Below are 24,884 nucleotides of genomic sequence, written 5' to 3'. Positions count from 1 at the left end.
AATTTAATATTATAAATGGAAAACGTCGGAGAAAAAATTATCAAGATCAACATCGAGGAGGAGATGAAATCTTCGTACATTGACTATTCAATGTCGGTGATTGTGTCGCGTGCATTACCTGATGTTAGGGACGGTTTGAAACCGGTACAGAGAAGGGTATTATATGGAATGAGCGAATTGGGTGTTACGTCTGGTAAACCATTCAAAAAGTCAGCGAGAATTGTCGGAGAGGTACTCGGAAAGTACCACCCTCATGGTGATAGCTCGGTTTACATGGCGATGGTACGTATGGCCCAAAGTTGGTCTTTGCGTTATCCGTTGGTTGACGGACAAGGAAACTTCGGTTCCGTGGATGGAGATAGCCCCGCAGCAATGCGTTATACAGAGGCTCGTTTGATGAAGGTAACCGAGGACACATTGGTGGATTTGGATAAGGATACCGTGGACATGATTCCGAACTTCGACGAATCATTAAAAGAACCCAGCGTTCTACCCACCAGAATTCCTTTGTTACTCGTGAATGGTGCGTCTGGTATCGCGGTTGGTATGGCTACTAATATGCCTCCTCACAATCTGCGTGACACGATCGATGCTATTTGTGCTTATATTGATGACCGGGATATTGAAATAGATGACTTGATCCGGATCATAAAAGCGCCGGATTTCCCCACGGGAGGAACAATTTACGGGTATGCCGGGGTGAAAGAGGCATATCACACGGGAAGAGGCCGTGTGGTTGTTCGTTCGAAAACATCCGTGGAGACAACTCCTCATGGCCGGGAAAAACTGATCGTCCACGAAATTCCTTATATGGTCAACAAAGCAGAATTGATTTCTCGCATTGCTGATCTGGTGAACGAGAAAAAAATAGATGGAATCTCTAATATTAATGACGAGTCCGACCGTAGCGGTATGCGTATCGTTATTGATTTGAAAAAAGATGCCATTGCCAATGTCGTTCTGAATACATTATTAAAACATACGGCTCTTCAAACTTCTTTTGGGGTGAACAACATTGCGCTCGTGGGAGGTAGACCCCGTTTGTTGAATTTGAAGGACTTGATCCGGTTATTCGTGGAACATCGTCATGATGTCATTACACGGCGTACTCAATTTGAATTAAAGCAAGCGGAAGATCGGGCTCACATTCTGGAAGGTTTGATCATTGCCAGTGATCATATTGACGAAGTGATCCGGATTATCCGGGCATCTAAAACTCCGGAGGAAGCAAAGAATAATTTGATTGAACGTTTCTCCTTGACGGAGGTACAAGCTCGTGCTATCGTTGAAATGAGATTGCGTCAACTAACAGGTCTGGAGCAAGATAAGCTAAGAGCCGAGTATGACGACATCATGAAATTGATCGAGCATTTGAAAGAAATTCTAGCTAGTTTAGAATTGAGAATGCAAATTATTAAAGATGAACTGCTTCAAGTGAAAGCTCAATATAACGATGAGCGTAAAACAGACATCGTTTATGCCTCTGAAGAATTCAACCCGGAAGATTTTTATGCCGATGAAGAAATGGTAATCACTATTTCTCACATGGGATATATCAAACGGACTCCGCTATCCGAATACAAGGTTCAAAATCGCGGGGGAGTAGGTTCGAAAGGATCTGCCACGAGAGATGAAGATTTTCTTGAACATATGATTATGGCCACGATGCATAACACCATGTTGTTCTTCACTGAAAAAGGAAAATGTTTCTGGCTGAAAGTATGGGAAATCCCGGAAGGAACTAAACAATCTAAGGGTAGAGCTATCCAGAATTTATTGAATATCGAGCCGGATGATAAGGTGAAGGCTTATATCAACATCCTCAATTTGAAAGATGAAGAGTATATCAATAATAACTATATTGTATTATGCTCGAAACAAGGTATTGTGAAAAAAACAACCTTGGAGGCCTACTCTCGTCCGAGAGCGAATGGAGTGAATGCAATTACAATTAAAGACGGGGATCAATTGCTGGATGCAAAAATGACCAATGGTAAATGTGACATCATGATAGCGGTCAAATCCGGTAAAGCCATCCGTTTCCCGGAAGAAAAAGTTCGTCCGATGGGTAGAACTGCATCCGGGGTAAAGGGTATCTCGCTGGATAACGAAGGAGACGAGGTAATCGGTATGATTTGCATTGAATCCGGTAAATCCGACGTGTTGGTTGTGTCTGAAAATGGATATGGAAAACGTTCCAGTATCGAGGATTATCGTATCACTAATAGAGGTGGTAAGGGTGTTAAGACCATCAACATGACGGAAAAAACAGGTAACCTGATCGCCTTGCTTGACGTTACGGATGAAGATAACTTGATGATTATTAACAAGTCAGGATTGACGATAAGACTGGATGTTAGTACCTTGAGAGTTATGGGACGTAACACACAGGGTGTGAGATTAATTAATTTGCGAAATGATGATGCTATTGCAGCAGTAGCGAAAGTATCCGCTTCGAAAGAAGAGAATCTTCCGGAAGAAGGGCAGGAGGGAACAGAAGTAGCAGAGTCGAATGATGAAGAATAATTATTTACACATGATATCTAATTGGAACACAAATTTTTAACGTATGAAAAAACTATCTTTTATCATTGCCCTTCTGCTTTGCGTGAATATATCTTTCGCGCAAAAGGGGAAAGTAACATCGGCTGTTAGCTTTTTCACGCAGGGAAAGCTGGATAAAGCGAAAGAACTGATAGATGAAGCTATTGGCCATGAGAATTGCGTGAACTGGGCGAAAGCTTATATGGTTAGAGGACAAATCTATCAAGCCATCTTCGAAACTCAGGATGAGAATTACAAAAAACTCTCCAAAGATCCGTTAAGTGTAGCTTGGGACTCTTATCAAAAAGTTATCCAACTGGACGATAAGAATAAATTTGAGAAAGATTTAAAGACCCAGTATGCTAATTTGGTTATAGACTTTACTAACCAAGGTGTTGTTTGTTACAATCAAGGAATGAAAACAGATGATACCAAAGATTTTAAAGATGCTGTAAACAATTTTAAACGAGTATTGGAAATCAACGAATCCCCGCTAGGAACACAAAAAGTAGACACGACCGTTATCTATAACGCCGGAGTAGCTGCACACAAAGCCGGAGATCTGGATGAAGCAATTAAGTTCTACAAAAAATCTTTGGAATTGAATTATGAAGCTGGAAAGATTTACGCGATGGTGGCAAATATCCTTTTAGGACAAAGCCGTGCCGCTAATGAGGCCGGAGATTCTGTTACAGGAAAAGCAAAGCAGGAAGAAGCTGTTAATTTCTTACATGAAGGACACAAATTGTATCCGGATGATAACTATATGCTGGTTGAGTTGATCAACTATTACTTGATGGGTGATACTCCAGCTAAAGCTGAAGAATTCCTGGATGCTGCCATTAAACAAGAGCCGAATAAAGCTGAATATTACAGAGCGAAAGGATCTTTATACGAAAAATTAAATCAACCGGAAAAGGCTGAGGCAATGTATATCAAGACTTTGGAACTGAATCCGAGTGATTTCTTCGCACAATATAATTTGGGTAACATTCATTTGAACCGGGTTATTGAAGATCATAAAGTTGTACAGGATATCGTTGATGCAAAGGAATATAACGCTGCCTTGGATAAGGTTATGGAGAAATACGAAGCTGTAATTCCTTATTTCGAAAAAGCATTGGAATTAAATCCTAATGACAAGAATACGTTGACTACGTTGAAAGAATTATATTTCCGCTTGAGAACAAAAAATAAAGTTTATCAAGAGAAGTATGACAAGACAATGGAGGCTTTGAATAGCTTGTAAATATCACAAGAAGAAGGAGATATACATTTTCCCTTCTTCTTTTTTGTGCTTATTTATTATCATAATATCAATTATAATACAAATATTATAATAGAAGAAAAGAGTACTTTTTCTTTTCATGATCCTCTAAAAGTTACTATATTTGTAAGTTACAAAATAAATATTTCATTCACCAAAGAAAATTATTCATGCAAAATAAAGTTGTAATTATTACAGGAGCTTCTTCTGGCATAGGTAAAGCGCTTGTTTATGAATTTGCAAAACGTGGAGCAAAAATTGCCATGGGAGCTCGGAATTTGGATGAATTACAGAAAATCGAGACAGATTTAAAATCTCGGGGTGTTGATGCGCTTTCCGTTCAAACGGATGTTACTCGGGAGTTGGATTGTAAAAATCTGGTTGAGAAAACAGTTGAACGATTTGGTAAAATTGATGTTCTTGTAAACAATGCCGGAATATCCATGCGTGCGCTATTTGAAGATTTGGAACTGGATGTCATCCGGCGTTTAATGGATGTGAATTTTTGGGGAACGGTTTATTGTACCAAATTCGCATTATCTTATATATTAAAAACAAAAGGTAGTTTAGTCGGAATTATCTCTGTTGCCGGTTTCTTGGGACTACCCGGAAGAACCGGATATTCTGCCAGTAAATTTGCCGTGCGCGGATTCTTGAATACATTGCGGGTTGAGAATTTAAAGAAAGGATTGCATGTTCTTGTTGCCGCTCCGGGATTCACAGCGTCTAACATACGAAAAACAGCTTTAGTAGCTGACGGACATCAACAAGGCGATAGCCCGCGGGCAGAAAATAAAATGATGAGTGCAGAAAGATGCGCTCAAATAATTGTAAATGGTGTAGTGAAACGTAAACGGGAAATCGTGATGACACTGGTTGAAGGAAAAATATCCGTGTTTTTAAGCAAGTGGTTCCCTAGCTTGTTGGATAAACTTGCTTACAGCCACATGGCTAAAGAACCCGATTCACCGTTTAAATAACGAAAAAAAGCACATGAGGAATCTTGTACTTGTTACTTTTATATTTCTATTATCTATAAATTCCCTTTTTGCCCAGAAAAGAGAACATATACGTGTTGTGCCTAAATTGTCTCATTCTTACGTGTTACCATTGAAACATAACAAGACAGATTCTCTTTATCATACACGCCCTCAGCTCAAATATATTTATTTACGCTATAAAAATCAACATATCGATGATCCGCTTGTGCGTTATGCATTGGATAACTTGAAAAAAGAAAGAATGAAATATTATGAGTTATACAAGGCCATCAACACGTTAAGTGATTATGCTGAAAACGAACATATTAAATATATGCTCAATTACGTGAGAAACTACTTTGAAACGGTACAGGCAAAAGAAGAGGCAATTCGTCAAATTGAAGATCGTATTAAAAAAGACAGTGTTGATTTTTATAAAGAACACCCGGAAGATTCCGTACAATACGATAAACTGTTGAACCAAAACTTGAAGGCCTTACTCTCCTTTATGGATCAGGACGTGAATTACCAATGGTTGAAGGAAAAAAGTCGTGATTCCGTACAAATCACCTTGCTGTCAGCCTCTAACCGTCCTAAAAACCTGTGGCTTAATACCGGAAAAACACAATATTATCGTTTTATGGCAGAGAATTTTATTGGTGACACCATAGGTACTTGGGTAAAGGTTATGCCGCGAGGGAATCAACTGAAATTCTTCTTGGATGAAAATGTTTATCAATATCAGAAATATTCAGAGCCTAAAGAAATTGTTGAGGAATGTCTTCTGGAAGCCCCTGACTCAATGTATTTTGTACTATCGGAAATGAAAATTGGAAAAATAACCAAAAGGCGCTGGATGTACTATTCTGACGTAACCTTCTCTTTCGGGCAGGGTTTTATCAGTAGTAACTGGGCCAGTGGCGGTGAAAATTCTCTGTCTATTCTCTCCGATATAAAGTATTTTGCAACATATAAAAAGAATAACACAACGTGGGAAAACTCGATCCGTTATCGCTTGGGAGCCTTAAAAAGCGGTAGTGAAGATTTGAGTAAAAATGAAGATAAGCTGGAACTCCAATCAAAATTGGGAATAAAAGCTTTTAAACATTGGAACTACGCCACGCAGTTTGATATGAACACCGTGTTGTTCAAGACAAAGAATAATCCGGACAAAGAGGTTATTGCAGCCTTCTTGACTCCGGGAAATTTTACCTTATCTCTAGGTTTGGACTATAAACCCAAAAATAACATTTCTTTATACCTGTCCCCTATCGCCGGACAATGGGTATATATGCGTGATACAAACCTCGTTGCTCCCAGCCGTTACGGTTTGGAAATAGGGAAAAAATTTAAAAGTGATGCGGGTGCTAAAATTGAATTGAAAAACCAGCATGAACTTTTCAAGTTCTTGAAAATAGACAATCATCTGATTATATTTTCCAGTTACTATGAACAACCGGAAAAATTGACATTAGACTGGCGGTTAACGCTGAACTTTAAAATCAATTACTTCATGCAGACTTCCGTCTATGCTAATGCTGTTTATAACCAGAATGATTCGAAAAAAATACAATTGAAACAAACATTAAACTTAGGAGTATATTTTAGATTTTAAAGCATATGATGAATTTTGAATCCTGTGAGATCAATAATATCGTGATCCATGACATCGGCAATAAATACGAGGATGGAAAATTACGTCTCTCCGAATCTTGCTTTTTACCGGATGATATGGATGTTCACAACCTACTTAAAAGCTATTTTCTTGCACCTTTTAAGAAGGACGCCTATTACCGGTTTGCACCTATTGAAGATAATTTATATCACAATCTGGTGTACAATGCAGTTAATTCTATTTTCGAGGATAACACGAATTTTTACGAGGCTTCGTTGAATATCGCTCAACATTTATTCGACCAGTCAAACCATCCAAACATAAAAGCCGGAGAGTTATACATGGTCCATTTCAAGAATTGCGTGCTGGAAGAAGGCCCTTGTGATGCTATCGGTATTTTTAAATCAGAAACGAAAGATACTTTCTTGAAAATTATCATGAATGATAATAGCTATCAACTGGAAAGTGAATCGGGTATTAATATCAAAAAACTGGATAAAGCTTGTTTGGTCTTCAATGTCGAGAGTGAAAACGGTTACCGGGTAAGTATTTTGGATAAGACAAACTCCACGGAGGCTGTTTACTGGACAACCGATTTCTTGGGCTTGGAACAATGCGAAGATAACTATTTCCAGACATCCAATTACTTGAAACTCTGCAAAGATTTTGTTCAAGAGGTTTATAATCAGGAAAATGACATTCCCAAAGCAGACCAAATCGATATGCTCAACCGTTCGATTGATTACTTCAAAAAAGCGGATACTTTCAATGAAAACTTGTTCAAAGAGGAAGTTGTTTCCGATCCGCAGATTATCGATGCTTTTGAGAATTTCAAAAACTATTATGAAGAAAAGAACGAACTTGCGTTAAAAGACCAGTTTGATGTATCAAATAGTGCGGTAAAAGACGAAAAAAGATACTTTAAACACGTGTTGAAATTGGACAAGAACTTTCACGTTTATATTCACGGACAAAAAAAATACATCGAGAAAGGGTATGACTCGGACCGGGATATGAATTATTACAAGCTGTATTTTAGAGAAGAAAACTAACACTTCCTGCCTATGAATAAAAAAATCAGGAGATTTGTTATCATATTAGGAGTACTGGCAATAATCTTTCTCGCTTGTGTGGGATTGGGATATTATTATATTCTGGCTCCAAACACGAGTGTCAAAGATGACGGTATTGTTTACTTGCGCGATAGTAGCACTATATCACAAGTGATTGATACCTTGCGACGGCACGGGTACATCGAAAATGCACACACCTCCAGCGTGGTTGCCAGACTCAAACGTTTTTCTTCACCCGTGAAACCCGGAAGGTATAAAATTCAGGATGGGATGAATAATAACGAGTTGATCAATATGTTCCGTTCCGGTAATCAATACCCGGTTTACTTCACGTTTAATAATATGCGAACGCTGGCTGAATTTGCCGAGGAAGCTCATGAAGAATTAGGTACTTCCAAAGAAGAATTGCTAGCACTGCTGAACGATTCCGATGTGCTTGCCGGTTTAGGATTTGATTCTAGCACAATCATGTCCATGTTTATCCCGAATACCTATCAGATCTATTGGAATACCCCGGCCCTTGATTTGTTGAAACGAATGAAAAAAGAATATCATCATTTCTGGAATGAAAACCGGATGGCAAAAGCATCTGCAATTGGGCTTTCCCCGGAAGAAGTGATCACGTTAGCCTCTATCATCGAAGAAGAGACCGTGAAACCGGAAGAATACCCAGTCATCGCCGGCGTTTACATCAATCGGTTGAACCGAGGAATTAAATTAGATGCTTGCCCGACACTGAAATTCGTGTTGGGAGATTTCACGATAAGCCGTATACTGGATCGTTACTTGAAGATCGATTCCCCTTATAATACGTATATGTACGCCGGACTTCCCCCGGGACCGATCCGGATGGCTTCCATCAAGGTCATTGATAGCGTGTTGAATTATCAAAAACATGATTATCTGTATTTCTGCGCTAAAAGTGACTTTTCCGGGTATCATAATTTCTCGAAAACACTTCGGCAGCATAATATTTATGCCCGGGAGTACCATCAAGAATTGAATAAACGGAAAATCTGGAAGTAAATGAAAGATTCTGAGATTGCTGATACTGAGACTAAGTGATTGAAAACAAGCGTTAGATCATGGGTGTGAATCACTTAATCTATAATCGCTAAATCACGAAATTAATAGGATCTAAAATCTAAAATGGTAAATTTCTTTGTAAATCCGAAGGAAAGTAGTAACTTTGCGGGCGATAAATAAATTTTTATTACATTAATGTATTAATAAACAATTAGTTATGTTGAATCATTACGAAACCGTTTTCATCACAACTCCCGTTTTATCTGAAATACAGGTAAAGGAAGCGGTAGAAAAATTCAAGGCTGTTATTACCGAAAATGGCGGTAATATCGAGCACGAGGAGGCTTGGGGTCTACGCAAGCTGGCTTATCCAATCCAAAAGAAAACGACAGGTTTTTATCACTTAATCCAATTCGAAGGAGAAGGAACTTTAGTTGACAAACTGGAAACTTCTTACAGACGTGACGAAAAAGTGATTCGTTTCTTGACGTTCAGATTAGACAAGTATGCTTACGAGTATGCATTGAAAAGAAGAGCTAAAAATCAAGTAAAACAAGAGGAGAAATAAGCCATGGCACAGAACGAAAGCGAAATTAGATATTTAACCCCCCCAACGGTTGAAATCAAAAAGAAAAAGTACTGTCGATTCAAAAAAGCAAAAATCAAATTCATCGACTACAAGGATCCGGAATTTTTAAAGAAATTCTTGAATGAACAAGGAAAGATTCTTCCTAGAAGAATTACCGGAACTTCTGTAAAGTACCAAAAGAAAGTAGCAACCGCTGTGAAGAGAGCAAGACATCTTGCTTTGTTGCCCTACTTAACCGACTTGATGAAATAATTTTAAGGAAGGAGGACACAAATGGAGATAATATTATTGACAGATATAGCAAACTTAGGACATAAGGATGACATCGTTGATGTAAAACAAGGTTACGGACGTAACTACCTTATCCCTCAAGGTTACGCTATTTTAGCAACACCTTCTGCAAGAAAAGTTGTTGCAGAAAATTTAAGACAAAGAGCTCACAAAGAAGCTAAACTGAAAGCAGAGGCAGAAGAAATAGCAGCACAATTGGCTGAGGTTAAACTTACGATCGGAGCTAAAACCAGCTCTACCGGTAAGATCTTCGGTTCTGTTAACAGCATCATGATTTCTGAAAGTTTGAAGGAGAAAGGTTTCGACATCGACCGGAAGAAGATCGTGCTGAAAGATGTAAAAGAAATTGGAACTTACACCGCTCTTATCAAACTTCACAGAGAAGTGAAAGTTGATGTTGAGTTCGAAGTAGTTTCCGAATAATTAAAACGAGTCATTAACAAGACTTAAACGTATTTCCAAACATATTCCAAACGCTAAAAGCACCCCCAAAGGGTGCTTTTTTTTGCGAAAAGTCTTATCTTTGTATATATTTTGGAAGGACATATATGAGTAAGCAGAGCATTGAGTTGAAAGGAGTACGGGTTCACAACCTGAAAAATATAGATCTAAACATCAAGTTAAACCAGTTTGTTGTGATTACCGGAGTTTCCGGAAGCGGTAAATCTTCACTGGCTTTTGACACGTTATATGCAGAAGGACAAAGACGTTACGTGGAAAGCTTGTCTTCTTATGCGCGTCAGTTTTTGGGAAGATTGAACAAACCGGAATGTGACTACATTAAAGGAATCCCGCCTGCCGTGGCAATCGAGCAAAAAGTGAATACCTCGAACCCGCGTTCAACCGTGGGGACGTCCACGGAACTTTACGATTATATCAAACTGTTGTATGCCAGAATCGGTAAAACCTACTCCCCTATTTCGGGTGAAGAAGTTAAGCGTCATAGCGTGGATGATATTTACTCGTATATTCTGGAAGGGCATACCGATCAGACGGTTGTTATCATGGCAAAATTAGCCGAGACGACAAATGAAAATCTTCCTCTTTTGATTAGTCAGGGATTCTCGCGAATAAAATACGGGGATGAGTTTATACGAATTTCCGACTTAATCGAGAAAAATATTCCGGTAGACACTTCGAAAGAGATGTTTCTCGTGATAGACCGGACCCGGATAAATGACGAGAAAGACACGGTATCCCGGATCAAGGATTCCGTTGAGACGGCTCTTTACGAGGGAAACGGTACTTGCTACATTGATATTGACGGTATAACACGTTCGTTCTCAAATAAATTCGAGGCCGATGGTATCGAATTCCAAATACCGACCATTAATACGTTCAGCTTTAACTCCCCCATCGGAGCTTGTCCGAAATGTGAGGGATACGGGAAGATACTCGGGATCGACGAGGATCTCGTGGTCCCCAACAAATCATTAAGTGTTTACGATGATGCGGTTATGTGTTGGCGGGGAGAAAAAATGAGCGAATGGAAACATTTTTTCGTACAACACGCTCACAAGATAAATTTTCCGGTACATACCCCTTATTTTGAGCTGACGGCCAAGGAAAAAGATCTTCTTTGGAATAGTGAAAACGGGATATACGCGTTTTTTGAATACCTAGAGTCCAAAAAGTTTAAAATACAGAACCGTGTAATGATTGCCCGATACACGGGAAAGACCAAATGTCCGGTGTGTCAGGGAACTCGTTTGAAAAAAGAAGCCACGTACGTGAAAATAAACAATCATTCTATCACGGAACTCGTGGATATGCCCATCTCGGAACTGAAAGTCTATTTTGACAATCTTCAGTTATCCGAACACGATAAGACGATTGCCGCACGAGTACTTCCGGATATTCATAACCGGATTGATTTCCTGTTGGATGTTGGTCTTGGCTACTTGACACTGAATCGTTTATCCTCTTCATTATCCGGTGGAGAGTCGCAACGTATCAATCTGGCGACCTCGTTGGGTTCAGCTCTTGTCGGTTCCTTGTATATCTTGGATGAGCCGAGTATCGGGTTACATTCCCGGGACACGGATCGCTTGATACAGGTTCTTCATCGTCTTCGTGATATCGGTAACACCGTGGTGGTAGTCGAACATGACGAGGATATTATTAAAGCCGCGGATGAAATTATTGATGTTGGTCCCTTGGCCGGGAGATTGGGTGGAGAAATCGTGTACCAAGGAACACTGAAAAACTTGAAGAAAGCGGACACTCTTACGGCGGATTATATATATGGAAAAAAGAGTATTCCTGTTCCGACAAAAAGAAGAAAATCAAATCGTTACATACTCCTTTCCGGTGCCACAGAAAATAACCTTAAGAATATTGATGTCAAAATTCCTTTGGGGATAATGACAGCCGTGACCGGGGTCAGTGGGTCGGGTAAGAGTACATTGATCAAAACGATACTGGTTCCCGCCTTGAAAAAATATTATGGGGATTACTCCGACCGTACAGGAAGTTTCAACCGCTTGAGCGGGGACGTGGATTCTATTCATGGAGTGGAATTTATTGACCAGAATCCGATTGGTAAATCTTCTCGTTCTAACCCGGTTACTTACCTGAAAGCGTGGGATGATATACGTAAAATATTTGCTGACGAAAAATTATCGAAATTGAACGGGTTCAAACCAGCTCATTTTTCTTTCAACGTACCGGGAGGTCGCTGTGAAGAGTGTCAGGGAGAAGGAATCATCAAGGTCGAGATGCAATTTATGGCAGATGTCTACTTGGAATGTGAACATTGTAAAGGAAAACGTTTCAAGGATGAAGTGCTGGAAGTAAAATACAAGGGATTGAATATATACGATATTTTAGAGATGACCGTGAACCAAGCAGTTGAATTTTTCTCTTCCGGGACAAGTCATAGTGAGCGAAGTATCGTTAGCAAACTGCAAAAATTAATCGATGTCGGTTTGGGATATATAAAATTAGGTCAGGCATCCAGCACGTTGAGTGGTGGAGAAAGCCAGCGAGTAAAACTGGCTTACCATCTTAGTCAGGAAAATGCGGAACCTACCCTTTTCGTGTTTGATGAACCGACCACGGGATTGCATTTTCATGATATTCATAAATTGATGGATTCTCTGAATGCCTTGATAGAACGAGGACATACGGTGTTGATCATAGAACACAACATGGACGTGATCAAATGTGCCGATAATATTATAGACTTAGGACCGGAAGGAGGAAGTGAAGGCGGGTATCTCGTTTTCGAGGGGACACCGGAGGAATTGATAACGTGTGAAGCCTCTTACACCGGAAAATATCTTGCAGAAAAATTGCAAGAAAATAAATAACAGATATGCTCATTTGGAATATTTAAATATGAAGAAGTTAATAGATTTCACTGTTACTGAGAACAAAAGATTAAATCACGACACTATTTTGCTGGTGTTACATTCGGATGAATTACCTGAAATTCAGCCGGGACAATTCGTGAACGTGCGGGTGGATCATTCTCCCTCGACCTTTTTAAGAAGACCGATCTCCGTGCATGACGTGGATGAATCGCGCGGGTTACTTTATCTTTTTATCAAAATCGTGGGATGTGGAACGTCAACTTTGGGCGAATTACAAATTGGTGATAAAGTGAACGTGATGCTACCTCTTGGTAATCATTTTTCTATCCCGACTTCCGGTAGACCTTTGCTTATCGGTGGTGGTTGTGGGGTGGCTCCCATGTTGCATTTGTCCCGGATCATGAAAGCACAGGGTTTATCGCCTGTCGTGCTGATCGGCACCCGAACAGATAAAGATATTCTTCGGAAAGAAGAGTACGAAAAATATGCCACGGTATACTATACAACTGAAGATGGTTCCTTCGGGGAAAAAGGATATGTCACGCAACATTCCGTTTTGAAAGAAAAATTCGATCATATCTTTTGTTGTGGTCCGGAAGTGATGATGAAAGCAGTTGCGGGGTATGCGAACCAAAATAATATCAATTGTGAAGTATCCTTGGAAAACACAATGGCTTGCGGTATCGGAGCATGCCTCTGTTGTGTAACCGACACGAAAGAAGGTCACAAATGCGTGTGTACGGAAGGTCCTATTTTCAATATAAAAGATTTAAAATGGCAGATTTAAATATAAATATCAACGGCTTACCCCTGAAAAATCCCGTGTTGACAGCATCCGGAACCTTCGGGTATGGAACTGAATTTCAAGATTTTATTGATTTAGAACGTCTAGGCGGGTTCATCGTGAAAGGAACAACGTTAAAACATCGTGAAGGAAACCCTTATCCCCGGATGGCCGAAACTCCTTCCGGAATGTTGAATGCCGTGGGATTACAGAATAAAGGTGTAGACTATTTCATCGAGCATATTTACCCGACGATAAAAGACATAAACAGTAATATACTGGTGAATGTATCCGGTTCAACTATTTCTGATTATGTTGCCACGGCAGAAAAAATCAACGCTTTGGATCATATTCCGGCAATCGAACTGAATATTTCTTGTCCTAACGTGAAAGAAGGTGGTATGGCTTTCGGAACAAGTTGTGTTTCAGCGGCTGAAGTTGTCAAGGAAGTTCGGAAAGTCTATAAAAAACACTTAATGGTCAAATTATCTCCTAATGTCACGAGTATACAGGAAATTGCTTTGGCCGTGGAAGGTGCCGGTGCAGATTCTGTATCACTTATCAACACGTTGATGGGGATGGCGGTCAATGTAAAAACTCGAAAACCTGTATTGAGTACAGTTACAGGAGGATTGAGCGGTCCTTGCGTGAAACCTGTCGCACTTCGTATGGTTTGGCAAGTTGCCAAAGTCGTGAAAATTCCAGTAGTTGGTTTGGGGGGAATAAGTTGTGCCAATGATGCGATAGAATTTTTATTGGCCGGAGCCTCGGCCATACAGATCGGTACGGCAAACTTTATTGATCCGACTATAACGATAAAAGTGATCGACGGAATTAACGATTATCTGGATCAGAACGGTTTCAAGTCTGTAAAAGAAATTATCGGCTTGATATAAGAAATAGGAAACACAAAAGGATGAGTCAAAAGTCTATAAAATCGAATGGACTTTTGACTCATTTTTTTATTCTTTTTCGTAGTCTTCAAAACTACCATCTTCAAAAAATAATATAATCCGTTTTATTTTTTTTGTCTGTTTTGTTAAAGACCTGACGGATGTTATCGGATCTCTAGTTTCTTCCAATTTTACATTTTTATCAGACATAACAGGCGTATTTTGTTTTTCTGTCGGTTCCATGTCAAATAATGTAGGCTCGGTTATCACCGGATTTTTTTCTTCTTGTACAGGAGAGTTATCCATTGATCCGTTTCCTGTGATTAACCAAGTCAGATTGAGATCCGGAAATGTTTTAGCAATATTATTGATAATATCAAAACCGGGTTTATTCCTGCCTGCAAGAATATGGGAAATTGTAGAAGCGTTTACTCCAATCATGGCCGCAAACTTTGTTGCGGTCAATCCTTTTTTCTCGATAATTTGATTCAAACGTTCTTGCATAAACCTGTTATTTTTGTAAAATCAAGAGTTACAAATGTAATCATTCAAGTTGAGAAATCAAAATTACATTTGTAATGCAAGAAAATTACAAATGTAATCAACACATCATCGTGATATTTGTCAAGCTATGTTTTATTAGTGTAAGATTCTTGTTATCAATAAAATTGATCGCATTTGTACCTATCTGTTGTATGATATGTACTAATGTATATTTTAATCTTTAATAATCAGTGATTTAAGTACTGGAAAAAGTAAATGGTTAGCTTGTAGCTAAACTTTATGTTGTGAAACAATATACACTGAATATCAATATATTAGTTGTTGTATTTAAATTTAATTAACACCAAATATGCTCTAATCTTCTTATTACGGTTAAATTATCATTAAATATAAACATGACGTACAAGGTGTTTATTTATTGGTATTCAATATAATAATTATAGTTGTTTACAAGTGTTAACACATAAAATGCGTTGAATTTGCTGACACTTGTAATGATTACATTTGTGATCTCCCCTCTCCTTTCTTTATTATTTTATGCATTACAAATGTAAATCTAAATCTGTATCGTTTCAATATTACAAATGTAAATTTTCTCTATTTTGTTATATTCAACAAAAACTCTACATTTGAGAAATAAAAAAATATAGTCATGAATATACCAGAGAAATTAATCGAATTAAGACGCATTATGGATCGAGAAAATATTGCGGCTTATATCATATCCGGAACAGATCCTCACAATAGCGAATATCTTCCCGCTCCATGGCAACAGAGAAAATGGATTTCCGGTTTTACCGGGTCATACGGTACTGTCGTGGTCACGAAAAACGAGGCTGGATTGTGGACTGACACCCGCTATTTTATTCAAGCAGAGAAAGAATTGGCTAGTTCCGGCATAAAACTCCATAAATTGCGTATTCCCGGTGCTGTCGATTATCCTCAATGGTTGGCTGAAGTGCTTGAATCTGGAACTAAAGTAGGAATTGATGGCTTTTGTATGTCTGTTAGTGATGTACGTAACCTGAAAAACGCATTAAGCCCTAAAAATATAACTATCCAAGAACAAATAGATTTGCTGGGAGAAATGTGGTTTGACCGTCCGGCTCTTCCCGTGGAGAAAATAATTCGTTTGGATACAAAATATGTCGGGGAATCTGCCGGAGAACGAATAGGTAAAATTCGTGAGTTTATACGCGATAATCATGGTGATGCCATGTTATTCAGTTGTTTGGATGAAATTGCTTGGTTATATAATATCCGTTGTAACGATATTGCCTATAACCCGGTAGCCATTTCTTACGCCATTGTAGAAAAGGATAAAGCTCATTTATTCATCAAATTAGACAAGATTTCTCAAGAAATAGAACAACAATTGGCAGAAGATGGGATTGAGTTACATGATTACCATCATTTGTTCCTCTTTCTGGATGAACAGAATAAAGAAAACACGTATTTCATTGATACTAATACTTGCAATTATGCTGTTTTTAATCATCTGGCGAAAAAATTCGAGGTACGTGAAATCGAATCACCTATTCCCTTGCTGAAGGCTGTAAAAAATACAACCGAGCTGGATGGATTTAGATTAGCTTGCCGGAAAGATGGAGTTGCGTTATCCAAATTCTATTATTGGTTGGAAAATAGATTATCACAACAACCTATAACAGAACTGGAGGCAGCAGAACAATTAACTTGGTTCCGCTCTCAGGATAAGGAATACGTGTCGGATAGTTTTGGGTGTATTTCTGCCTATGGTCCTAATGCAGCCCTGCCACACTATTCCGCAACTCCGGAACAACAATCGGAAATACATCCCAAAGGATTATATCTTGTGGATTCCGGCGCTCAATATATGCACGGTACGACGGATATAACTCGTACGATGCCATTGGGAGAACTGACAGAATTGGAAAAAGAGGATTACACGCTTGTTTTAAAGGGTATGATTGATCTTAGTATGCTATATTTCCCGAAAGGATCGAAAGGATGTAATATTGATATAGTTGCTAGATTACCATTATACATGAATCTTCGAAATTTCGGACATGGAACTGGACATGGTGTAGGATATTTTCTCAATGTACACGAGGGACCGCAATCCATTCGCCCGGATTTGAAGAATCAAGAAATGTTGCCGGGTATGGTAACCTCTAACGAACCGGGATTGTACCGGGAAGGTTTACATGGAATCCGTCACGAGAACTTGATCGTGTGCCAGCCCAAAGCGGTGAATGAATTTGGAGAATTCTATCAATTTGAAACAATAACTCTTTGTTATTTCGACACTTCCGCCCTATTAACTAAACTTTTGAATCAAAATGAAATCGATTGGTTAAATGCTTACAACGAACGGGTTTATCAAGAAGTATCTCCTTATCTTGAAAAACAAGAAAAGGTTTGGTTGCGAAATAAGACAAAAGCAATTTGATAAGAATTAAGCGAGAGTTTGTTCCGAGATAAGTCACCATAAACGAATTATAGCCGTTTCCCCTACGTTTGAAACACGTGTGATGAAACGGCTATAAATTGCAGGGTTAATGTATGCAAACTTTTAGTCGTAACTTATGTTTTTATTCATACTAAATTAATTCATATAATTTTTTAATAATAAAGCCGGAAGAGAAAACTTCCGGCTTTATTATTAAAAAAAATCTTACTATTTTGTATAGGTATCGTAATCCCCTTCTTGTAATACAACAAAGTTGCCATAGTTAGTACCTGTAATGGCAGCTGCAGCAACAACTCGATATCTTCCTGCAGCAAGCTCTGCCGAACTAGATAGTAGATCACTTACATTAAGCGAAAGTTTGTAGTAATCCTTGTATGGCTCTTCTGTTTCAGGTGTTACTTTCTTTAAGTCAGTTTCACTCCAGTATTTTAATCCGTATTTCGTAAAATCATAACTATCTTTTTGCAAGAAAACGTAATAATAATCAGCTCCTTCAGCTAGCTTAAAATAAGCAGTAATTTTTCCATCATCACTACATTCAATTTTTGCATCTAATTTTCCCATTCCTTTGGATGCAGAAAGACTCATCCATGTTTGTGCAGTTTTTCCTTCGCTATTAGTGGCTTCTAGAGTGTATTGCCCAGTCACATCTGTTAGTTCTGTTGCAAGCATCTGTTGCATATTCGGATCAGTTTGAACCCCCATTTTTTGATACCCTTCGATATCTGTCAGTGAAACATTCGTTTTTCCATTAGAAATTTTACATCCATTAGTCATAGGCTCATTTGTATACGCAGCAATCATAGGAAAAAAGGTAGTAGGAGTAACTTGAATTATATATCCACCACCACCTATAAATTGAAAATCTGGATCATCGCTATCCAAACAAGATGTCATTGCGAAAGCCGCAACCAATAAAATTACGTACTGTTTTAAATTTAAGATTGTCTTCATTTTAGTTGTTTTATAGTTTTAAATATTCCGTGATTATCACCACATATTTTCATTTCACACTGCGAAGATTCGCAAAAAAACAATACGATGCAAAAAAAAAGACAGCTTTTTAGCTGATAATGATTTTTTTTCATTTTTTTCGCGTAGTGAACGCAACCATTTACAAAATAGCGCATCTAAGCAATAGTTATCAATGTGTAATTTGGACAAAATAGTAGACCGATGCAAAAAGGGAGACAGAAAAGCGGGAGAACAACTTTACCATATGTTCTCGGCTAAAATGTTTGCCGTATGTATCCAATACTCCAAATCACGCGAAGAGGCGGAAGATAATTTGCAAGATGGTTTTATCAAAGTGTTGGAATCCATTGGCCAATACAAGGGAAAAGGATCTTTCGAAGGTTGGATGAAACGCATTTTCATCAACACGGCGTTAGAGAAATTCAGAAAAAATCGATCCGTGCAAGTTGTCGAAGAAGTTCCGGAAGTGGTGGATGAAGATGATGTTGATGATGACGTGAGCATACCTCCCGAGGTGTTGTTCGAGTTTGTCAATCAATTACCGGAGAAATACCGGCTGGTCTTCAACTTGTACGTCATGGAAGACATGCAACACAAGGAGATAGCAGCATTACTAGGTATATCCGACGGTACATCTAAATCCAATCTGGCACGGGCGAAAGAAATTTTGAAAAGGAAGATAAATGCATATTTGAGAGATGAGTGAGAAGATTGAGAAATTATTTAAAAACGCTTTGGAACAAGTTTCCGTTGAACCTCCAGCACGAGTGTGGGAAGGAATAAACTCCCATTTCGTGATGAAGCAAAGACGTCTAAGGCGAATTTACACGTATAGTGGTATTGCTGCAGCGGTAATATTATTGTTCGGAGTGGGATTTTTCATGCAAAGCAAACATACCAATATCTATACTCCGACATCTGTTGCCGCTCTAAACTCTAATATTAACAATCAGGATAATAATAAGATACTAGCATTTACTTCTACTCCTCATTCAATACCAGAAATAAAGAGAAAAAGAGAAGAATATACCGTAGAGCATCTTGCTCCGGTTCCGGTTTCTACCTCCACTTTAACCAGTTTGGAGAACGAGCAGCCGGAAGGTGATTTGAAAAAAACATCCGTTCGTGCAGGGTTTATCCCTTTGGTAAATCAAAATGCGATAGAAAATCAACGTAAATACACGGAACTTTTGGATGGGAAAAGTATAACCACGGTAAAGACTACCAATAAAGTAAAATCAGAAGATACTAAAATGTTTACTGTAGGTGGATATGTCTCTCCCGGATATTCGTCAGGTAGCTATAAAACGAGTGGAACAAATGCTCGCTCCGCTCAATATGAAAGTAGCCAGATGAGTGGTATTTTTAATGTAGGTGGAGGGTTGACTTTCGCCGTGAAACCTACAAAACGAATCTCCATAGAAACCGGTTTAGGGTATTCCCGTATGGGACAAAAGACGGATGATGCACAAGTGTATGTGCCTCGTTCCGATATGGTGTCATATAATGCTAACACTCATGCCTATACCCCACTTGGTAGCGTAAAAAACAAAGCCAATGCAACCGTTTCCTCTCCCGAAACCTTTGTTTCATTAAAAACAGAACAAGATGAAGACGGAAGTATCGAGCAGCAATTCGATGCTATTGAGATTCCTTTAATTTTCCGTTATCATTTGAATGATAATAGAGTAAAATTTAGTGTGTTAGGTGGGTTTGGAGCCAGTTTTATGGTACGTAACCATACTTACGTGAATTACAATGGGAAGAAAGAATTTATGGGAGAAGCCGAGGACATCAGAACGTTTAATATCAGTACGAATATCGGTTTCGGTATCGAGTATCCCCTTTCAAAATCAATCCACATAAAAGTGGAACCGGGATTCAAATATTATTTACAATCCTTGAGTAAGAGTGCAGAAATTGATTTTAAACCTTACTCGTTCACGTTCTCCACTGGAATCGGAATTAATTTCTAATTAATATTTACGATTTAATATCTCGCTGGAAATTATCGCTTGACGAATATCAAAATCAAAATGTTCGGTAATTGAATTATTTGGTTGCTCGTTAGACTCTTCGTCATCTTTAAAGAGAACCACCTCTTTCTTAGTCCGTCCTCTTCTGGCTTGTTGCAGTTGTTCAAGCATGGCATAACGTTCTTCATCTGTTTTACCAAAATTATTCACGTTTATCTCTCTCCCCGCTCTTTCTACAAGTTCATCGCTATTTGATATCGGAGCAAAAACAGGCTCCGGAGATGGGATTTCCGGTTCTTGTGAAATCACGACAATCTCATCATCCAAATCATCATGTTCTTCTTCCGGAAGATGAAATTCGGGAGGTGTATTTTTTGCTTTTTTCTCCTTGGAAGCCTTAAACCAGCCTATTGCACTCGCACCTAACGTCAACAGTAAGTAAACAATTAAATCAACACCTTTATCGCTCATAATATCAACAAATAAATTATTCCGAAACCTTTAATAATATCCAATTATTTATCAAATATACTGTTTTTTTGAACACATGAAAACGATCGCAAGAAAAATATTGCACGAAACGCTTTTTTATATAAAAAAATAATATTCTTTTTTTACCTTTGTCTGCAAGTAATATTACGTTTGGAACAATAAAAATTAAATATCCGGATGAGAACGAAAAGAGCATTAATCAGTGTATTTGACAAAAGTGGGATTGTTGATTTTGCTAAATCGCTAAATTCTATGGGTTGGGAGATTATTTCCACCGGGGGGACCTCTAAGAAATTGAAAGAAGAGGGACTACAGGTGAAAGATATTTCAGATTTAACCCAATTCCCCGAGTGTTTTGACGGAAGAGTGAAAACCCTTCACCCGAATGTTGAGGGAGGTATCTTAGCGATACGAGACAACGAGAAACATAAGCAACAGATGACCGAACTTGGGATAGAACCTATTGATATGGTCGTTTGTAATCTATATCCTTTCAAGGAAACCATTCTTAAAGCAGGAGTTTCACACGAAGAAATTATCGAGAATATCGATATTGGCGGGCCGACCATGATTCGGGCGGCAGCGAAGAATTATCCTTTCGTGACGGTGATTACAGATCCGGAAGATTACACGAAAGTAATCGAGGAAATTCAAGCTCATGGAGATACTTCACTTGAAACCAAAGAGCTATTAGCAGCTAAAGTGTTTATTCATACTTCACACTATGATGCTCTAATAGCCAACTATTTCTCTAAACGATTGAATATTCAATCACCGAAGACCTTGACCTTAACGTTCGAAAAGAAACAAGATCTTCGTTATGGAGAAAATCCACACCAGTCAGCTACTTTCTATACCCAAATTCAGGAGACGGAGGGTACGTTGACCGGGGCGGTTCAGTTACATGGAAAAGAATTATCTTATAATAATATCGGTGACACCGACGGGGCGTTAGAAACCTTGAAAGAGTTTGAAGAACCGACAGTTGTAGCTGCAAAACACGCAAATCCTTGTGGTGTTGGTAGTGCCGCTACTCTTGTTGAGGCCTTCAAGAAAGCTTACGAGGCTGATCCTGTTTCTATTTTTGGTGGAATCATCGCGGTAAACCGGGAAGTAGATAAGGCAACGGCAGAAGTCATGTCCCCTATTTTCTTGGAAGTGATTGTAGCTCCTTCTTTCTCGGAAGAAGCTTTAGCGATTCTTACCAAAAAGAAAAATCTGAGATTATTACAGGTATCAAATATTAGTAAAAGAGATTATACTTCTCCCAAAGCAAAAACCGTATTGGGAGGTCTGTTGATTCAAGATATGGACCAACAGTTGCTTGATGGTGAGTTGAAATACGTTACCAATCGTCATCCTTCAGAAAAAGAACTGGAAGACTTGTTGTTTGCATGGAAAGTTGTCAAGCATACTAAATCTAATGCAATTGCGATTGCAAAAGACAAATGCACCACGGGAGTTGGTCCGGGACAAGTAAGTCGAATCTGGGCATTGGAAAATGCCATTCGTCAAGGCGGGGAGCGAATTGCGGGGAGCGTGATGGCATCCGATGCCTTCTTCCCTTTCGCTGATTGTGTTGAGGCTGCCCACAAAGCCGGCATCACCGCGATCATTCAACCGGGCGGATCTATCCATGATCAGGATTCGATTGATGCGGCCAACAAGTATAATATTGCGATGATTTTTACTGGAATGAGACACTTCAAACATTAATTGATTATGGGTTTGTTTTCTTTTTTAACACAAGATATAGCGATCGACTTGGGGACGGCGAACACGATCATCATCATGAATGACAAGATGGTTGTAAACGAGCCATCCATTGTTGCCGTCGATAAAAAAACAGAGAAGGTAATCGCTATTGGTGAGAGAGCTCGCCAAATGCAGGGTAAGACACACGAGTATATAAAGACCATTCGCCCGTTGAGAGATGGTGTGATCGCAGACTTTAACGCTGCCGAACAGATGATTCGGGGTATGATCAAGATGGCAAACGGAAAGAGCAAGTTCTTCTCTCCTTCTTTGCGTATCGTGGTTTGTATACCTTCCGGAAGTACTGAGGTTGAACTACGTGCCGTACGTGACTCTGCCGAACACGCCGGAGGACGTGATGTCTATATGATTTACGAGCCGATGGCTGCCGCCTTGGGTATCGGCTTGGACGTGGAAGCCCCGGAAGGTAACATGATCGTGGATATAGGTGGTGGTACCACGGAGATCGCCGTGATTTCTTTGGGAGGTATCGTTACGAATAAGTCCATCCGTATCGCGGGTGATGACTTGACGGATGATATTCAGGAATACATGAGACATCAACACAATATCAAGATTGGGGAACGTACAGCAGAAGAAATTAAAATTCATGTCGGTTCAGCTTTGTCCGAACTGGATGAACCTCCTGCCGACTTCGTGGTGCAAGGACCGAATCAGATGACCTCTCTTCCGGTTGAAGTACCTGTTTCCTATCAGGAGATAGCCCATTGTATCGAGAAATCCATTTCTAAAATTGAAATTGCAATCTTGGCCGCTTTGGAACAGACGCCTCCCGAGTTGTATGCAGACATTGTGAACAAAGGAATATACTTGGCCGGTGGTGGTGCATTGTTGCGCGGGTTGGATAAACGTTTGACCGACAAGCTGAACATTCCATTCCATATTGCTGAAGATCCATTGCGAGCCGTGGCCAGAGGTACGGGAATTGCATTAAAGAACGTGGACAGGTTCTCATTCCTTATAAGATAGTGATGTGAAAGAGATTATAAAACTGATATTAAAATATCATTTTACTATTATTTTTATATTACTGGAAATCGTAAGTTTCTCTCTGATTATTCGTCATAACGAATATCAGAGAGCAATTTTCTCTGAAAGTGCTTCTACTCTATTCGGAAACGTTTCGTCAACGATCACGAGCATAAAAGATTATTTTCGTCTAAAAGAGATGAACGAATCTTTAGCAAATGAAAATATCTTGCTGAAAAATCGTTTGGAAGAGTATGAGCTTTTACGGGATACGATTATCCATGGGACGGTTGTACAAGATAGCATACCTGTTTACGAGTATATCGGGGCAAAACAGGTCAACGCAACATATAACCGAACGAAAAATTACATTACTTTAAATCGAGGACGAAAAAACGGTCTTCAGAAAGAAATGGCCGTTTGCACTCCGGAAGGGATCGTGGGACTTATTCAGGATTTAAGTGATCATTTTGCCGTAGTCATCCCCTTGATCAACGTGGATTCTCGAATTTCGGCCAAAATAAAAAAGAATAACTATTACGGTTCCTTGCAATGGGATGGTAATGATTATGCCTACTCCTATTTGAATGATATTCCCTATCACGTGGAAGTTAATGCCGGGGATACGATTGTCACTTCCGGCCTTTCAAAAATCTTTCCGGAAGGAATTGTCGTGGGATATGTAGAATCTGTTGACAAGGAAACCGCAAACTTCTTAAAGATAAAGGTCAAACTAGCCGTTGATTTCAAACGCATAAACCATGTTTATGTCATATTGAATAACAAGAAAAATGAGCAAACAAGTTTAGAAGCCATAAACTATCATGAATAATATAAACTATTTCATTCATTTGTTGATACTTTCTTTATTACAGATTGTAATCGTGGATAATATCCACCTTGGCTCCTATTTTTACTTGAATATTTATATTCTGGCTCTCTACATCTTACCTTATAAGATGAAAGGTATACCATTACTGTTATTCGGGTTCTTTTTAGGTTTAATCATGGACTTGGCTGATAACACGGTCGGTATTCATGCCGCGGCATCTACTTTCATCGCTTATATTCGTCCCCGGTTATTGCAGTTGACCTCTACCCGGGAAGAAATAGACGACACGCATGGAGGGCAAGGTCTGACGGATGTCAGGTGGTTTTTGAAATACACGTTTGTTTCCACGCTGTTATTTAACGTGGTACTGATTTTGACAGAGGCCTTTACTTTTAATGATATGCTGATCTCGATTATCCGGATTATTTTAAGTACCTTTATCTCAATGTTATTCATGCTACTCTACTATTTCATCGGAATTAAGAAAGTACAGCAATAAAAGCGTGGTTTTAATCGATTAATGAATTCTTGA

At 39.0% G+C, this 24,884-nt stretch carries 22 protein-coding genes; 19 read left to right on the top strand and 3 right to left on the bottom strand.

Features of this window, described 5'->3' with window-relative positions; all coding sequences use genetic code 11:
• Window positions 1-15: 15 nt before the first annotated feature.
• The 12 genes from gyrA to QVC79_RS09100 all read left to right on the top strand — a co-directional run bounded on the left by gyrA (window position 16) and on the right by QVC79_RS09100 (window position 14,379).
• Entirely contained in the window at window positions 16-2,526 is a 2,511-nt protein-coding gene (gene gyrA / locus QVC79_RS09155; RefSeq protein WP_270594022.1) for a DNA gyrase subunit A, read from the top strand.
• A 43-nt stretch (window positions 2,527-2,569) separates the two neighbouring features.
• Complete coding sequence (locus QVC79_RS09150) at window positions 2,570-3,793, top strand: tetratricopeptide repeat protein (protein ID WP_124317382.1); 1,224 nt, start codon at window positions 2,570-2,572, stop codon at window positions 3,791-3,793.
• A 188-nt stretch (window positions 3,794-3,981) separates the two neighbouring features.
• Window positions 3,982-4,791 (top strand): SDR family oxidoreductase, encoded by an 810-nt coding sequence (locus QVC79_RS09145; RefSeq protein ID WP_270594025.1) that lies wholly within the window; start codon window positions 3,982-3,984, stop codon window positions 4,789-4,791.
• A 13-nt stretch (window positions 4,792-4,804) separates the two neighbouring features.
• Window positions 4,805-6,406, top strand: a complete 1,602-nt coding sequence (locus QVC79_RS09140) for a DUF3078 domain-containing protein (RefSeq protein ID WP_270594027.1) — start codon at window positions 4,805-4,807, stop codon at window positions 6,404-6,406.
• Between the two features lie 5 nt (window positions 6,407-6,411).
• Window positions 6,412-7,458: a nucleoid-associated protein gene (locus QVC79_RS09135; protein ID WP_087420228.1), complete on the top strand. Its 1,047-nt coding sequence runs from the start codon at window positions 6,412-6,414 to the stop codon at window positions 7,456-7,458.
• A gap of 12 nt (window positions 7,459-7,470) precedes the next feature.
• On the top strand, window positions 7,471-8,505 hold the full coding sequence (mltG, locus tag QVC79_RS09130; protein ID WP_270594028.1) for an endolytic transglycosylase MltG: 1,035 nt from the start codon (window positions 7,471-7,473) through the stop codon (window positions 8,503-8,505).
• A 220-nt stretch (window positions 8,506-8,725) separates the two neighbouring features.
• A complete protein-coding gene (rpsF, locus tag QVC79_RS09125; protein WP_027202443.1) occupies window positions 8,726-9,073 on the top strand; it encodes a 30S ribosomal protein S6 in 348 nt (115 codons plus the stop codon).
• A gap of 3 nt (window positions 9,074-9,076) precedes the next feature.
• Entirely contained in the window at window positions 9,077-9,346 is a 270-nt protein-coding gene (gene rpsR / locus QVC79_RS09120; RefSeq protein WP_018336357.1) for a 30S ribosomal protein S18, read from the top strand.
• Window positions 9,347-9,367: 21 nt separating this feature from the next.
• Window positions 9,368-9,808, top strand: a complete 441-nt coding sequence (gene rplI / locus QVC79_RS09115; RefSeq protein WP_087420231.1) for a 50S ribosomal protein L9 — start codon at window positions 9,368-9,370, stop codon at window positions 9,806-9,808.
• Window positions 9,809-9,933: 125 nt separating this feature from the next.
• Window positions 9,934-12,696: an excinuclease ABC subunit UvrA gene (uvrA, locus tag QVC79_RS09110; protein WP_270594035.1), complete on the top strand. Its 2,763-nt coding sequence runs from the start codon at window positions 9,934-9,936 to the stop codon at window positions 12,694-12,696.
• Window positions 12,697-12,724: 28 nt separating this feature from the next.
• Window positions 12,725-13,486 carry a dihydroorotate dehydrogenase electron transfer subunit gene (locus tag QVC79_RS09105; protein ID WP_087420233.1) on the top strand — a complete coding sequence of 254 codons (762 nt, stop codon included), beginning with the start codon at window positions 12,725-12,727 and terminating at the stop codon, window positions 13,484-13,486.
• Window positions 13,474-14,379 (top strand): dihydroorotate dehydrogenase, encoded by a 906-nt coding sequence (locus tag QVC79_RS09100; protein ID WP_270594037.1) that lies wholly within the window; start codon window positions 13,474-13,476, stop codon window positions 14,377-14,379. The genes QVC79_RS09105 and QVC79_RS09100 overlap by 13 nt, the downstream gene beginning before the upstream one ends.
• A 66-nt stretch (window positions 14,380-14,445) precedes the next feature.
• Here the strand turns inward: QVC79_RS09100 and QVC79_RS09095 are convergent, their stop codons facing one another.
• Complete coding sequence (locus tag QVC79_RS09095) at window positions 14,446-14,880, bottom strand: helix-turn-helix domain-containing protein (RefSeq protein ID WP_270594040.1); 435 nt, start codon at window positions 14,878-14,880, stop codon at window positions 14,446-14,448.
• A gap of 652 nt (window positions 14,881-15,532) precedes the next feature.
• On the opposite strand from QVC79_RS09095, the gene QVC79_RS09090 reads away from it, so the two are divergent.
• A complete protein-coding gene (locus tag QVC79_RS09090) occupies window positions 15,533-17,311 on the top strand; it encodes an aminopeptidase P family protein (RefSeq protein WP_270594041.1) in 1,779 nt (592 codons plus the stop codon).
• Window positions 17,312-17,539: 228 nt separating this feature from the next.
• Here QVC79_RS09090 and QVC79_RS09085 read toward each other — a convergent pair whose 3' ends face one another.
• The gene (locus QVC79_RS09085; protein ID WP_270594043.1) at window positions 17,540-18,286 is read right to left on the bottom strand and encodes a hypothetical protein; all 747 of its coding nucleotides are present in this window, start codon (window positions 18,284-18,286) and stop codon (window positions 17,540-17,542) included.
• Between the two features lie 193 nt (window positions 18,287-18,479).
• Between QVC79_RS09085 and QVC79_RS09080 the strand changes: the two genes are divergently transcribed.
• Both QVC79_RS09080 and QVC79_RS09075 read left to right on the top strand, forming a co-directional pair.
• On the top strand, window positions 18,480-19,013 hold the full coding sequence (locus QVC79_RS09080) for an RNA polymerase sigma factor (RefSeq protein ID WP_087420238.1): 534 nt from the start codon (window positions 18,480-18,482) through the stop codon (window positions 19,011-19,013).
• Window positions 19,006-20,283 carry an outer membrane beta-barrel protein gene (locus QVC79_RS09075; protein WP_270594046.1) on the top strand — a complete coding sequence of 426 codons (1,278 nt, stop codon included), beginning with the start codon at window positions 19,006-19,008 and terminating at the stop codon, window positions 20,281-20,283. Before QVC79_RS09080 ends, QVC79_RS09075 begins: the two co-directional genes overlap by 8 nt.
• Here the strand turns inward: QVC79_RS09075 and QVC79_RS09070 are convergent, their stop codons facing one another.
• Complete coding sequence (locus QVC79_RS09070; protein WP_270594048.1) at window positions 20,284-20,754, bottom strand: hypothetical protein; 471 nt, start codon at window positions 20,752-20,754, stop codon at window positions 20,284-20,286.
• Between the two features lie 198 nt (window positions 20,755-20,952).
• Here QVC79_RS09070 and purH point away from each other — a divergent pair, with 198 nt between their 5' ends.
• The 4 genes from purH to QVC79_RS09050 are packed head-to-tail and all read left to right on the top strand — an operon-like array spanning window position 20,953 to window position 24,851.
• Window positions 20,953-22,491 (top strand): bifunctional phosphoribosylaminoimidazolecarboxamide formyltransferase/IMP cyclohydrolase, encoded by a 1,539-nt coding sequence (gene purH, locus QVC79_RS09065; RefSeq protein ID WP_270594049.1) that lies wholly within the window; start codon window positions 20,953-20,955, stop codon window positions 22,489-22,491.
• A 6-nt stretch (window positions 22,492-22,497) separates the two neighbouring features.
• The gene (locus QVC79_RS09060) at window positions 22,498-23,520 is read left to right on the top strand and encodes a rod shape-determining protein (protein WP_027202431.1); all 1,023 of its coding nucleotides are present in this window, start codon (window positions 22,498-22,500) and stop codon (window positions 23,518-23,520) included.
• Between the two features lie 4 nt (window positions 23,521-23,524).
• Window positions 23,525-24,352 (top strand): rod shape-determining protein MreC, encoded by an 828-nt coding sequence (mreC, locus tag QVC79_RS09055; RefSeq protein WP_087420242.1) that lies wholly within the window; start codon window positions 23,525-23,527, stop codon window positions 24,350-24,352.
• Window positions 24,345-24,851, top strand: a complete 507-nt coding sequence (locus QVC79_RS09050; RefSeq protein ID WP_087420243.1) for a rod shape-determining protein MreD — start codon at window positions 24,345-24,347, stop codon at window positions 24,849-24,851. Before mreC ends, QVC79_RS09050 begins: the two co-directional genes overlap by 8 nt.
• The last annotated feature ends 33 nt before the right edge of the window (window positions 24,852-24,884 follow it).

The sequence above is a fragment of the Butyricimonas sp. genome (assembly GCF_019423355.1).
GTDB classification, from domain to species: Bacteria; Bacteroidota; Bacteroidia; order Bacteroidales; family Marinifilaceae; genus Butyricimonas; species Butyricimonas faecihominis.
Note: the sequence above shows the minus strand (reverse complement) of the source record. Positions and strands in the feature narration are given on the sequence as shown.

Excerpts from the sequence above, each read along its gene's own strand:
- gyrA (WP_270594022.1), top strand. The coding sequence starts at position 16 with ATGGAAAACGTCGGAGAAAAAATTATCAAGATCAACATCGAGGAGGAG.
- QVC79_RS09150 (WP_124317382.1), top strand. The coding sequence starts at position 2,570 with ATGAAAAAACTATCTTTTATCATTGCCCTTCTGCTTTGCGTGAATATA.
- QVC79_RS09145 (WP_270594025.1), top strand. The coding sequence starts at position 3,982 with ATGCAAAATAAAGTTGTAATTATTACAGGAGCTTCTTCTGGCATAGGT.
- QVC79_RS09140 (WP_270594027.1), top strand. The coding sequence starts at position 4,805 with ATGAGGAATCTTGTACTTGTTACTTTTATATTTCTATTATCTATAAAT.
- QVC79_RS09135 (WP_087420228.1), top strand. The coding sequence starts at position 6,412 with ATGATGAATTTTGAATCCTGTGAGATCAATAATATCGTGATCCATGAC.
- mltG (WP_270594028.1), top strand. The coding sequence starts at position 7,471 with ATGAATAAAAAAATCAGGAGATTTGTTATCATATTAGGAGTACTGGCA.
- rpsR (WP_018336357.1), top strand. The coding sequence starts at position 9,077 with ATGGCACAGAACGAAAGCGAAATTAGATATTTAACCCCCCCAACGGTT.
- rplI (WP_087420231.1), top strand. The coding sequence starts at position 9,368 with ATGGAGATAATATTATTGACAGATATAGCAAACTTAGGACATAAGGAT.
- uvrA (WP_270594035.1), top strand. The coding sequence starts at position 9,934 with ATGAGTAAGCAGAGCATTGAGTTGAAAGGAGTACGGGTTCACAACCTG.
- QVC79_RS09105 (WP_087420233.1), top strand. The coding sequence starts at position 12,725 with ATGAAGAAGTTAATAGATTTCACTGTTACTGAGAACAAAAGATTAAAT.
- QVC79_RS09100 (WP_270594037.1), top strand. The coding sequence starts at position 13,474 with ATGGCAGATTTAAATATAAATATCAACGGCTTACCCCTGAAAAATCCC.
- QVC79_RS09095 (WP_270594040.1), bottom strand. The coding sequence starts at position 14,880 with ATGCAAGAACGTTTGAATCAAATTATCGAGAAAAAAGGATTGACCGCA.
- QVC79_RS09090 (WP_270594041.1), top strand. The coding sequence starts at position 15,533 with ATGAATATACCAGAGAAATTAATCGAATTAAGACGCATTATGGATCGA.
- QVC79_RS09085 (WP_270594043.1), bottom strand. The coding sequence starts at position 18,286 with ATGAAGACAATCTTAAATTTAAAACAGTACGTAATTTTATTGGTTGCG.
- QVC79_RS09080 (WP_087420238.1), top strand. The coding sequence starts at position 18,480 with ATGTGTAATTTGGACAAAATAGTAGACCGATGCAAAAAGGGAGACAGA.
- QVC79_RS09075 (WP_270594046.1), top strand. The coding sequence starts at position 19,006 with ATGAGTGAGAAGATTGAGAAATTATTTAAAAACGCTTTGGAACAAGTT.
- QVC79_RS09070 (WP_270594048.1), bottom strand. The coding sequence starts at position 20,754 with ATGAGCGATAAAGGTGTTGATTTAATTGTTTACTTACTGTTGACGTTA.
- purH (WP_270594049.1), top strand. The coding sequence starts at position 20,953 with ATGAGAACGAAAAGAGCATTAATCAGTGTATTTGACAAAAGTGGGATT.
- QVC79_RS09060 (WP_027202431.1), top strand. The coding sequence starts at position 22,498 with ATGGGTTTGTTTTCTTTTTTAACACAAGATATAGCGATCGACTTGGGG.
- QVC79_RS09050 (WP_087420243.1), top strand. The coding sequence starts at position 24,345 with ATGAATAATATAAACTATTTCATTCATTTGTTGATACTTTCTTTATTA.